Raw genomic sequence first — 11,588 nt, 5'->3', positions numbered from 1 at the left:
GCAAGCTCCCTCGCCACATGTATTAATGGGCAAACAACGACTTACTCTTCTGCCCTGCCATTTTTTCAGGCTTGATCAGGAACCGCGCCAGCGCCGGCAGCAGCCACAGTGCCCCGAACATGTTCCACAACAACATGAACGTCAGCATCAGCCCCATGTCGGCCTGGAACTTGATGGCCGAGAAGATCCAGGTGCACACACCGATAGCCAGGCACAGGCCTGTGAACAACACGGCCTTACCGGTGGACTTCAGCGTCTGGTAGTACGCCTCTTGCAACGGCAAGCCGGCCCGCAGGAAGCTTTCCAGGCGACTGTAGATATAGATGCCGTAGTCCACGCCTATCCCCACGCCAAGCGCCACCACTGGCAGCGTCGCGACCTTCACACCGATACCCATGAAGGCCATCAGGGCGTTCCCCAGCACCGAGGTCAGCACCAGCGGCAGCACGATGCACAGCGTCGCCGCCCAGGAACGGAAAGTGATCATGCACATGGTTGCCACACAGATGTACACCAGGACCAGGATGGTCAGTTCCGATTCCTTGATCACTTCGTTGGTTGCAGCCTCAATGCCAGCGTTGCCGGCGGCGAGGATGAACTCCAGGCCGTCGCGATTATTTTCCTTGGCAAACTCCTGCACCACCTTCACGGCGCGGTCCAGGGTCTCGGCCTTGTGGTCGTTGAGGAAAACCAACACCGGGGCCACGGAACAGTTGTTGTTGTACAGGCCATCGGCCCGGGCAATGGAGTTGTTCAACACGTCTGGGTTACGCGACAGGGTTTCCCATTTCAGGTTGCCCTCGTTCATGCCCTTGATCATTTGCTTGGACACGGTGACCAGGGAGATCGCCGACTGCACCCCCTCGGTGTTCTGCATTTTCCACATCAGCTCGTCGATGGGAGCCATGGCTTCATAGCGTGAGCAGCCTTCAGCCTTGGTCTTGACCATCACCACCAGGACATCGGAGCTGGTGGAATAGTTGCTGATGATGAAGTTGTTGTCCTGGTTGTAGCGCGAGTCCGGACGCAACTCCGGCGCGCCCTGGTCCAGGTCACCGATCTTCAGGTTCTGGCTGTACCAGAGGCCGCCACCAAAGGCGATCAAGGCCAGGATGATCGACACCGGCGCGACTTTGGCGCTGGCAAACTTCGACAGCAGGCGCCAGAACGGATGCTCCCGCGTCGCATCCTTTTTGCTGCGCTCGATGGCACGCTTGCTGATGCCGACATAGGAAATCGCCACCGGCAACAGGATCAGGTTGGTGAACACAATCACCGCCACGCCGATGGACGCACCGAAGGCCAGTTCCCGGATCACGCCGATGTCGATGATCAGCAAGGTGATGAAGCCGACGGCATCCGCCAGGATTGCGATCATCCCCGGCAGGAACAACTGGCGGAATGTGCGCCGCGCCGCCGTCAGGGCGTTGTCCGCTTCACTGGATTGCAAAGCGATACCGTTGATTTTCTGCACGCCGTGGGAGATACCAATGGCGAAGATCAGAAACGGCACCAGCATCGAATAAGGATCGAGCCCGAAACCGACGGCGTGCATCAGCCCCAACTGCCAGACCACGGCCACCAGGGTCGTGCTCAGCACTGCAATGGTGCTGCGCATGCAGTTCGTGAACCAGTACAGCAGCACCAGGGTAATGATGAAGGCCACGCCGAAGAACATCACCACCATGGTCAGGCCGTCGATCAAGTCACCGACCTTCTTGGCGAAGCCCACGATATGGATCTTTACGTTGGGGTTCTGGGCTTCAAACTTGTTGCGGATCTTGTCTTCGAGTTCGTGGGAGAACTTCTGATAATCCAGGGCCAGCAGCTTGCCCTGGTCCTGCGGGTCCGGATAGGACTCCAGCAGCGGGATATCGATGATGCTCGATTTGAAATCGTTGGCTACCAGACGTCCGACCTGGCCTGACTTGAGCACGTTGTTGCGTAACAGGTCGAGGCTGTCTGCCGAGCCGTCATAGCTCTGGGGAATCACCTCACCACCGGCAAAGCCCTCCTCCGTCACCTCGGTCCAGCGCACGCTCGGGCTCCACAACGACTTGAGGCCGGAGCGGTCGACGCCGGAAATGTAGAACACCTCGTCGTGAATCTGGCGCAAGGTCTCCATGTAATCCTTGGAGAAAATGTCACCGTTGGTGGCCTCCACGGAAATCCGCACCGTGTTGCCCAGGTTCGCCAGGTCATTGCGGTGTTCGAGCATCTTCTCGATGAAGGGGTGCTCGAGGGGGATCATCTTTTCGAAACTGGTGGACGGCCGGATCAGCGTGGCCTGCCAGAACAGGAAAATACTGACCAACAGGCAAATGACGATCACTGCCGGGCGGTTGTTGAAAATCAGGCGTTCGAGGAACGTCGCCTTGTCTTGGTGATGACTGCTCATGGGGTCCGCCTTCTTGTTATTGTGCCCGCCGGATGTTTGCGGCTCATTTGCTCAATTCAGCGCCGGTGGGGGTGGTGGCATGAACGCCACCCTGTCCTGCCAGGATCAGATTGCCGTTGCCCGCCGCCGTGACAGCCGCCACGGAAATCCGATCCGGGCGGTTGAACACGCTGAAGGTCACGCCGTCATCACTGCTGCGCACCACACTGCCGCCGTTGCCGACAATTACGATGGAGCCATCTGGCAAGAGCGTGGCCCCGGACAGGCCGAATTCCAGGGCACCGCGGGTGGCCTTGAGTTCGACCTGCTCCCAGGTGCTACCAAAATCGGTGGAGCGATAGAGGTTGCCGCGCAGGCCGTAGGCCAACAGCGTTGAAGGCTGAGCGGTGCCGATGACGCCGAACAGCGAACCTTCGTATGGGCCTTCGATCTTTTCCCAGGTCTGGCCCCAATCGCTGGAGCGGAACATGCTGCCGGCCTCACCGACGATGAACAGCCCGGCGTCTTTCACCGCAGCTATCGCGTTGAGGTGGAACTGGTCTTCGTTGTCGAGACGATCCCCGACCTCTTCCCAGTGCTTGCCGCCGTCGGTGGTTTCGAACAGCGCCCCGTAGGCGCCCACGGCAAAACCGTTGCTCGCGTCCTTGAACCAGACGTCCAGCAGCGGCGATTCACGGGTCAGGTCTTCGAATTGCTTGGTCCAGGTGCTGCCACCGTCTTCGCTGGCCAGTATCTGCGCGTCGTGCCCCACGGCCCAGCCGTGTTTGTCATCGACGAAAAATACTGCGGTGAGCAACTGGCGGGTCGGCACCTTGGCCTGAGTCCAGGAACCGCCCTGATCGTCCGAATAGACAATGTGCCCGCGATCACCGACCGCCACCAGGCGTTTGCCGGCATGGACCACATCGAGCATCAGGGTTTTGCTGGCCTTGGCCGACTCGACGGAATAGATGACATCGGATGTCGAAGCCGCTACGGCCATCACCGGTGCAGACAACACGGCAGAGCCCAGCAGCGAGAGCGCCGAGACCAGCAACGCGACTCTGCGCAGTACCGGCGGCCGGCAGCGGCCCACAGCCATGACAGGCTCATTCATAGACCTTTCCCCCATTATTATTGTTAGGTCATTCAACCCTTCAGGGCGCCGTAAGCGGGCTCATGGTGATTGACTGTTCTGGAGCATAGTCCTGAAACCTGCAATCTAGAGCCACTTCGGAAGCTGACCTATCCTATCGGGCTTTGGAAAGGTCTGACAATCGACGCCGCGTTATCTTTTGTTAACCGTGGCGCAGTGCGGTCGGGGGTGAATGAAGGGGTATTCGGGGAGGTTATGGCAGGCTATCGAGGCGGTTGTTGTGTAGACAGGTCTGACGCCATCGCGAGCAGGCTCGCTCCCACAAGGGATCAATGTTGAACACAAGATATATGCTCACTGAAGATCACCTGTGGGAGCGAGCCTGCTCGCGATGGGAACACCGCGGCCTGCCAGGCAGACCGCGGTGCCAAGGTCACGCCAGGCTCTTGCTCACCACTTCGAACACATCGGCCGACAGCCCGCCGGACGCCAGGATGCGCTCCAGCTCGGCTTTCATCAGCGCCTGGCGGGCACTGTCGTATTTGCGCCAGCGGGTCAGTGGCGCCAGTTGCCGTGCGGCGATCTGCGGGTTGAAGCCATTGAGCTGGATCACCAGATCCGCCAGGAAGCGATAACCTGAACCGTCAGCCGCGTGGAAGTTGATCAGGTTCTGCCCGGCAAACGCCCCCACCAAAGCGCGTACCTTGTTCGGGTTCTTGATATTGAACGCCGGATGTTCCATCAAGGCCTTGACCCGCGCCAGGCCGCCCGGCAACGGGCTGCCGGCCTGGACGCTGAACCATTGGTCCATGACCAGCGGGTTGCCTTTGAAGTTCTCCGCGAACACTTCCAGCGCCTTGGCCTTCTCGGCTTCGAACGGGGAATTGACCAGCACCGCCAGGGCCGTGAGACGCTCGGTCATATTGTCGGCGGTGTCGAACTGCTCCAGGGTGGCACTGAGCACTTCCGGCTTGTCGGTCAGCATCAGGTACGACAGCGCGATGTTCTGCAAGGCACGGCGGGCGAAATGCTCGGCCTCGGCCACGTACGGCGTGCGCTTGGACAGGTCACGGTTGGCCTCATAGCGCAGCCACAGGGCTTCGAACAGATTGTCCGCCAGTTGCTGACGGGCGAATTCCCGCGCGGCATGGATCGCCTCCACGTCGGCCACTTCGCTGATTTCCGTCAGGTAGGCCTCGCTTGGCAGCGAGAGCATTTCCGCGACCATGGCCTGATCCAGGGATTCGTCCGACAGCACGCTACGCAACGCGCTGACCAGACGCGGGTCCAGCACCAGATTTTCGCCTTTCTGATGCTGGGCGATCAGTTCCTGCAGCACCTGCACCGACAACTGCTGGCCGGCATCCCAGCGGTTGAAGCCGTCGCTGTCGTGCTGCATCAGGAACATCAAGTGGTCCCGATCGTACGGGAAGCTAAGCTTCACCGGGGCCGAGAAGCCGCGCAACAACGAAGGCAACGGCTTTTCGGCGATGTCGACAAAGGTGAAGGTCTGCTCGGCTTCGGTCACCGAGATCACCCGGGACGTGCCAGTTGCCGCCGCTTCGCCGGCCAGGCGCAGAGGGATTTCATTGCCCTTGCTGTCCAGCAAACCCAGCTCCACGGGAATCACAAATGGCAGTTTTTCCATTTTGTCCGGGGTCGGTGGGCAGCTCTGGCTGAAGGTCAGGCTGTAGGTTCGGGCAGCAGCGTCGTAGGACTCGCTGACCGCCAGCCGTGGCGTACCCGCCTGGCTGTACCAGCGCTTGAACTGACTCAGGTCGACGCCGTTGGCATCCTCCATGGCCTTGATGAAGTCATCGCAGGTCACGGCCTGGCCGTCGTGGCGCTCGAAGTACAGGTCGCTGCCCTTGCGAAAGCCCTCGGCCCCCAGCAGGGTGTGGATCATGCCGACCACTTCCGACCCCTTTTCGTACACGGTCAGGGTGTAGAAGTTGGAAATTTCGATGAAGCTGTCCGGGCGCACCGGGTGGGCCATGGGACCTGCGTCTTCGGCAAACTGGTGAGTGCGCAGGTACGCCACGTCCTGGATACGCTTGACCGTGGCTGAGTTCATGTCGGCCGAAAAACCGGCGTCGCGGAACACAGTGAAGCCTTCCTTGAGGGACAACTGGAACCAGTCACGGCACGTCACGCGGTTGCCCGACCAGTTATGGAAATACTCGTGGGCAACGATCGCTTCGACCCGCTGGTGCGCGGCATCGGTGGCGGTTTCGGCGCGGGCCAGCACTGCGCTGGAGTTGAAGATGTTCAGGCCCTTGTTTTCCATGGCGCCCATGTTGAAGTCGTTGACCGCGACGATCATGAAGATGTCCAGGTCATACTCACGGCCATAGACCTCTTCATCCCAGCGCATCGACTTCTTGAGGCTGGTCATGGCGTGCTGGCACTTGTCGATGTTTTCCGGCTCGACATAGATGCGCAGCGCCACGGTGCGCTCGGTCATGGTGGTGAAGGTGTCTTCGACGCACCACAGGTCGCCGGCCACCAGGGCAAACAGGTAGGCGGGTTTCTTGAACGGGTCTTCCCAGGTCGCCCAGTGCCGGCCATCTTCGCCGGGACCGCTGGCGATCGGGTTGCCGTTGGACAGCAACACCGGATAGCTGTGCTGCTCGGCCACCACCGTGGTGGTGAACGTACTCATCACATCCGGGCGGTCGAGGTAATAGGTGATCTTGCGGAAACCTTCGGCCTCGCACTGGGTGCAGAACATGCTGCCGGACTTGTACAAGCCTTCCAGGGCGGTGTTGGTTTCCGGGTGGATCCTGACAGTGGTGTCCACCGTGAAGGCCGGGGCCTTGGGTTGCAGGGTCAGGTGGCTGGCGTCCAGCTGATAGTCCAGCGGATTGAGGTCGGTGTCATCGAGCTTGATCGAGAGCAGTTCCAGCTGCTGGCCATCGAGCACCAGGGGCGGCAGGCCGGCACCGCGCTCGGGGTTACGGCGCATCACCAGTTGCGCATGGACCAGGCTGTGGTCCTCGAACAACTCGAAGGTCAGGTGCGTCTCGTCGATCAGGTACTCGGGCGCCTGATAGTCCTTCAGGTAAATCATCTTCGGTTGTTCGGTGCGCATGGGGCAAATCCTTCTACTGATGCACGGCGAGCTGATAAGCCGTGTATTTACGAATATTGATCACGCCAGTGTCGAAAATCAGGTATTGGCCCTTGATCCCCAGCAGCGTGCCTTCGGCAATCGGGTTCTTGTCCAGGTTGAAGCTGACGATCTTGGCCGGGTATTGCTCCACCGGATAACGGATCTCGATCGGCTCGACGTCCGCTATGGTCTGGATCGCTTGCAGGCCGAATCGTTCCTGCAAGCCTTGCAGACCTTCGGCGCAGCTCTCGAACAGCGAATCGCGGATCTGCGGCAGGTCCACCGCCACGGCGTCGCCCTTGAGCAATGCGCGCCAGTTGGTCTTGTCCGCCACCTGGCTGCGGAACAGGTCTTCGACAAAGCCCGATTGCTGGCGAGTGGCGACCCGCAAGATCGGCAGCGCCTGGCTGGCGCCCTGGTCCAGCCAGCGGGTCGGCAGCTGCGTGGCGCGGGTGATGCCGACTTTCACGCCCGAGGAATTGGCCAGGTACACCACATGATCGGTCATGCAGAACTGTTCGCCCCAGGCCGGCTCGCGGCAGGTGCCCGCATCGAAGTGGCAGCGCTCAGGGCTCATGATGCACAGGTCGCACTGGGCCAGTTTAGTCATGCAGGGGTAGCAATAACCCTGGCTGAAGCTGGTCTTGGTCCTGCGTCCGCAATGGCTGCAGTGGATCGCACCGAGAAACTCCAGGCGCACCGTGCTGCCAATCAACGGGTTGACTGGCACCTCGGTATCGCCCAGGCGAAAGGCGTATTGAACGGTCGGCCCGTCAAGGCGTGCCGACATCTTGCTGATTGCACCGCGGCCAATCTCGATCAATGGATGGCATCCGACTTGAACAGGATGTTCGGCACTTCTGTGGCCTTCGACTGGCACTCCTGCGGGCCCATGTAGCCGGTGCGTTCCTCTTCGGGCAGATTCTGCATCTCCCAGGCGATCATCGCCTGCAGCGACAATTCGCGCTGTTCGGCGGTGAGCTTGTTGCCATCGGCCCATTTACCGATTTCCACCGCCAGCTTCAGGCTCTGATAGATCTCGGGGGTGATGTTTTTGATCATTTCGTTGAACGAGGACATGGGTTCTCCGCGCAATCGCGCATATTCAAATATTACAGGCGCCGTCAGAGGGCCATTTTACGACGAGCGAACAGCCCGCCCAACAAACCCGTGAAGCAACCGATGAGCAGCCCGCCGACGTGGGCCGCGTTGGCGATTTCGCCGAAACCGATCAGCGAGATCAGCCCGGACAGGCACAGCACCAGCCACACCAGCATCATCACCAGCACCCCACGGGGCAAGTGATAGGCCGGGTTCGGCGCCAGCAGTTGAAAGATCCAGCAGTGCCCCAACAGACCATAGAGCACGCCGGACAAGCCGCCGAACAAGGTCGGGCCGCTGAAGAAATATTGGGCGAAGTTGGACACGAGGCTGAACAGCAGTGTCAGCCCCAGCAGGTTGATGCCGCCCTGGCGCGCTTCAATCCGCCGTCCCAGTTCCCAGTACCACATGCCATTCATGGCGATGTGCAGGAAACCGAAATGGATCAGCATCGGCGTCACCTGGCGCCACCACTGCCCTGCCGCCAGGCTGTCGGCCAGGGGCGTGAAATGGATATAGTCGCCGACGACGCGAAACTCCAGGAATGTCAGCCAGCGCAAGGTCTCGAGATTTTCCCCCAGCAACGTCACGGCGCCGACGATCAGGCTCAGCAGCAACACCAATGCTGTAACCGGGCTGCGGGTCAGTTGTTGGACGAAACCAGGCCGTCGCGACGTGCTGCCGGTGCCCGGCAACTCCAACTGGTGCTCGGGATCGCCGCTCGGGAAGCGTGCATACAACGAGCGCACGTCTTCGCTGATTTCATCGGGCACCCAGAGCACCTGCTCGCCCGCCTCCTCGCTGACCCGATGGGGCACCTGCATGCGTTGCAGCAATTTGACGAAGCCGCTCAGATCCTCGGCCAAGGGCAAGCGCAAGACCGCCACGACGCTCATCGCAGTTCCTCCGGCCGTTCGACATCGACCCAGACAAATTTATGCGGGTCCAGTCGGGTTTCTGCGTCGAGACGATAGGCCACCAGTTTTCCGTAAAGCACCGCGCTGTAATCCAGGCAGGCCAGGTTCGAGCGGATCGGCGCGGGTTTGCCGCTGCGCCAGTAATGACCGACGAACAGCATGGGTTCATGCACGCCATAGCGCAGCAGATTATTCTTTTCGTCGGGCGACAGCGGCGTGCGAGCCACCGGTTCGGGCAAGGCGTCGGGTTGGAACACGATGTCTCCATAAGTCTGAGGATCGTCTTCCCAGAACTTGGTGCGAAAGAACGAACGGGTCAGGCCGTCGCCGCCGGTGAGGGTCAGGCCATGGGGCAAGCGCATGTCGGTACCGCGCAGCAGGCGATCAAACACCGTGCAGGCGAAACTGCCCGGCTCCGCCGAGGCCTGGAGGAAATGCTCGTCGATACAGCCGTCCGGGAACAAGCCTCGCAGCGGCTCGATCAGACCGTTGTCCCAGCAGGCGTGGACCACCCGGAAGCGCTGGGCATCGACAAACAGCGGCAACTCGTAAAACCACTTGAGAAAGTCATGCCAGTCGCCCGGATGCTGCTCGAACTGGGTCAGGGTTTCGTTGAGCAGACGGGCATGGCGCGGGGTGTGTTCACGCACGTAGCGCTGGCCGCTGCCCGGCAACGCCGGCGTGCTCCAACCCAGGGCGTTGAACTCGTGGTTGCCCATGATGCACAGCGCCTGACCGGCCACCACCATGTCGTGGACGATGTGCAGGGCTTCGCGGATCCGCGGACCACGGTCGATGATGTCCCCCAGGAACACGGCCATGCGCGACGGGTGCCGCCAGACGCCGCCCTGCTTGTGATAACCGAGGCGGTCCAGCAGGCGTTCCAGGGTCAGGGCGCATCCGTGCACGTCGCCGATCAGGTCGTAACTGCGCGCAGGATCGAGCATCAGTCGCCTCCACCCCCCAACCGACTGCCCCAGCCGAGCTTGGTCCGGCAGACTTCGTAGTAATTGTGATCCAGCGGGTGGATCAGGCGCAGCTTCTGCGCTTTTTTGCTGACGGTGATGGTGTCACCCGGCGCGCAGGTGAAATGGTTCTGGCCGTCACAGGACACTTGCGGGTAGATCTGCATATCCTTGGACACGACGATTTTCAGCTCACTATTGCCATCGACCACAATGGGTCGCCCAGACAAGGTATGGGGGTACATGGGCACAATCACAATAGCGTCGAGCTTGGGATGCATGATCGGGCCACCGGCGGAAAGCGCATAGGCCGTGGAGCCGGTGGGCGTGGCGACGATCAGGCCGTCGGCCTTCTGGCTGCAGACGAACTGACCGTCGATATACAGCTCGAATTCGATCATCCGCGTGGATTTGCCGGGGTGCAGCACCACATCGTTGAGGGCATCGCCCTGGCCGATGGCTTCGGCGTGACGGCGCACCTCGGCTTGCAGCAGGAAGCGATTCTCCACCAGATAGTGACCGTCCAACACCTCGGCCACTTTGGTTTCCAGCTCGTCGGGGCGGATATCGGTCAGAAACCCCAGGCTACCCCGGTTGATGCCCAGTACCGGAATGTTGTGCCGCGCCAGGGCTCGGGCGGCCCCCAGCAGACTGCCATCGCCGCCGACCACGATCACCATGTCACAGACTTCGCCGAGCATCTTGCGCGACGAAGTCTGCAGGCCGTGACCGGGCAAGACTTCGGCGATGGTATCTTCGAGGATCACATGCAGGTGCCGCTCCAGGAGGAAACGTTTGAGTCGGCGAACAGTGTCCAGCACCTGCGAACTGCCCAGGCGACCGATGATGCCGATATTGCGAAATTGCTCCATGGGGCTCCTGCGAGGGTCTGCGTCGGGCGAAAAACACGATTATGGGCGAAAGCCGCCCATAGACAAAATTCTTTAAGCCTTCGACGCAGGCTATGCTCGCAAAATGATCCTGTTCCCCGAACTGCTCGACTTGCCCCGCCGCCTGCGCCATCCCGAAGTGCGCGACCTGGCGTGGGCGATCCTTGCCCCGCCGATGCTGATCGACACGCCCTGGCCCCAACGCCATCCCCTGACCGGCAGCGACTGGGTGCAACAGCCTCATCAACTGGAACACTGGCTGCGACAACTGGACCGCGACAGCTATCCGTTACTGCATTGCCTGTCCCAGGGCAGAACCCGGCGCCTGGGTCTGTATTACGAACGGTTGTGGCAGTTTGCGGTGCAGCACGCGCCGGGCATTGAGCTGATCGCCGCCAACCTGCCGATCCGCCACCAGGGCCAGACCCTGGGTGAACTGGACCTGCTGCTGCGCGATGGCGACGGCATCCACCACCTGGAACTGGCGATCAAGTTGTACCTCGGGCCGCAAAACGGCCACGGGCAGGACACCGCACAATGGCTTGGCCCGGGCTGCCATGACCGGCTCGACCTTAAACTGGCGCATTTGCGCGAACACCAGCTACCAATCTCCGCTCGCCCGGAAAGCCGGGAGGCCCTGGCAACGCTGGGCATTGAACCCTCGGGCATCGAGCTGTTTCGCTCGGAACTCTGGCTGGGCGGTTATCTGCTTTACCCGTGGCCCGGCCATGCCGAACCCCCAACCGGCGCCCATCCCAGGCATTTGCGCGGAAGGTGGCTGCATCAGCGGGACTGGCCGGCGTTCGTTGCCCAGCGTCCGCCGGGGCGCTGGCAACCCCTGCCCCGCGCTGGCTGGCTGGCCCCGGCCCATTATCCGGCGGACCAGACCTGGAGCGCCGGGCAACTGGATGCCTGGCGAATGGCCCTCGACCCCATGGCCCCCGCACAATTGATGGTGCGCCTGAGTGAAAATGCCGAGGGTGAGTGGGAAGAAACCGAGCGAGCGTTCCTGGTGGCGGATCTTTGGCCGGATGTGCCGGGGAATGGGTGAGATGGGCGGCGTCTGTCCGGGCCTCATCGCGAGCAGGCTCGCTCCCACAGTGACCGCGGCGTTTGCAATCTCAATGGCA

The 11,588-nt window shown here is 61.2% G+C and carries 9 protein-coding genes; 1 reads left to right on the top strand and 8 read right to left on the bottom strand.

Features of this window, described 5'->3' with window-relative positions:
• Window positions 1–22: 22 nt before the first annotated feature.
• The 8 genes from BW979_RS16180 to BW979_RS16145 form a co-directional block, all read right to left on the bottom strand.
• Window positions 23–2,398 (bottom strand): efflux RND transporter permease subunit, encoded by a 2,376-nt coding sequence (locus BW979_RS16180; protein WP_047225780.1) that lies wholly within the window; start codon window positions 2,396–2,398, stop codon window positions 23–25.
• Between the two features lie 43 nt (window positions 2,399–2,441).
• Complete coding sequence (locus tag BW979_RS16175) at window positions 2,442–3,494, bottom strand: WD40/YVTN/BNR-like repeat-containing protein (RefSeq protein ID WP_047225779.1); 1,053 nt, start codon at window positions 3,492–3,494, stop codon at window positions 2,442–2,444.
• A gap of 412 nt (window positions 3,495–3,906) precedes the next feature.
• Window positions 3,907–6,564 carry an aminopeptidase N gene (pepN, locus tag BW979_RS16170; RefSeq protein WP_076384437.1) on the bottom strand — a complete coding sequence of 886 codons (2,658 nt, stop codon included), beginning with the start codon at window positions 6,562–6,564 and terminating at the stop codon, window positions 3,907–3,909.
• Between the two features lie 13 nt (window positions 6,565–6,577).
• A complete protein-coding gene (locus BW979_RS16165) occupies window positions 6,578–7,408 on the bottom strand; it encodes a DUF2797 domain-containing protein (RefSeq protein ID WP_076384435.1) in 831 nt (276 codons plus the stop codon).
• Complete coding sequence (locus BW979_RS16160) at window positions 7,405–7,665, bottom strand: YeaC family protein (protein WP_047225776.1); 261 nt, start codon at window positions 7,663–7,665, stop codon at window positions 7,405–7,407. The genes BW979_RS16165 and BW979_RS16160 overlap by 4 nt, the downstream gene beginning before the upstream one ends.
• Window positions 7,666–7,709: 44 nt before the next feature.
• Window positions 7,710–8,582: a rhomboid family intramembrane serine protease gene (locus BW979_RS16155; RefSeq protein ID WP_076384433.1), complete on the bottom strand. Its 873-nt coding sequence runs from the start codon at window positions 8,580–8,582 to the stop codon at window positions 7,710–7,712.
• Window positions 8,579–9,553 (bottom strand): metallophosphoesterase, encoded by a 975-nt coding sequence (locus BW979_RS16150; protein ID WP_171061363.1) that lies wholly within the window; start codon window positions 9,551–9,553, stop codon window positions 8,579–8,581. Before BW979_RS16150 ends, BW979_RS16155 begins: the two co-directional genes overlap by 4 nt.
• Window positions 9,550–10,440, bottom strand: coding sequence for an NAD(+) kinase (locus tag BW979_RS16145; protein WP_003202709.1), 891 nt, complete (start codon window positions 10,438–10,440; stop codon window positions 9,550–9,552). Before BW979_RS16145 ends, BW979_RS16150 begins: the two co-directional genes overlap by 4 nt.
• A 103-nt stretch (window positions 10,441–10,543) precedes the next feature.
• On the opposite strand from BW979_RS16145, the gene BW979_RS16140 reads away from it, so the two are divergent.
• Window positions 10,544–11,509, top strand: a complete 966-nt coding sequence (locus BW979_RS16140; protein WP_047225773.1) for a DUF1853 family protein — start codon at window positions 10,544–10,546, stop codon at window positions 11,507–11,509.
• Window positions 11,510–11,588 lie beyond the last annotated feature (79 nt).

The organism is Pseudomonas sp. A214 (assembly GCF_900156295.1).
Taxonomy (GTDB): domain Bacteria; phylum Pseudomonadota; class Gammaproteobacteria; order Pseudomonadales; family Pseudomonadaceae; genus Aquipseudomonas; species Aquipseudomonas rhizophila.
Note: the sequence above shows the minus strand (reverse complement) of the source record. Positions and strands in the feature narration are given on the sequence as shown.

Coding starts and splice junctions, on each gene's coding strand:
- pepN (WP_076384437.1), bottom strand. CDS start 6,564: ATGCGCACCGAACAACCGAAGATGATTTACCTGAAGGACTATCAGGCG.
- BW979_RS16160 (WP_047225776.1), bottom strand. CDS start 7,665: ATGTCCTCGTTCAACGAAATGATCAAAAACATCACCCCCGAGATCTAT.
- BW979_RS16175 (WP_047225779.1), bottom strand. CDS start 3,494: ATGAATGAGCCTGTCATGGCTGTGGGCCGCTGCCGGCCGCCGGTACTG.
- BW979_RS16145 (WP_003202709.1), bottom strand. CDS start 10,440: ATGGAGCAATTTCGCAATATCGGCATCATCGGTCGCCTGGGCAGTTCG.
- BW979_RS16155 (WP_076384433.1), bottom strand. CDS start 8,582: ATGAGCGTCGTGGCGGTCTTGCGCTTGCCCTTGGCCGAGGATCTGAGC.
- BW979_RS16180 (WP_047225780.1), bottom strand. CDS start 2,398: ATGAGCAGTCATCACCAAGACAAGGCGACGTTCCTCGAACGCCTGATT.
- BW979_RS16140 (WP_047225773.1), top strand. CDS start 10,544: ATGATCCTGTTCCCCGAACTGCTCGACTTGCCCCGCCGCCTGCGCCAT.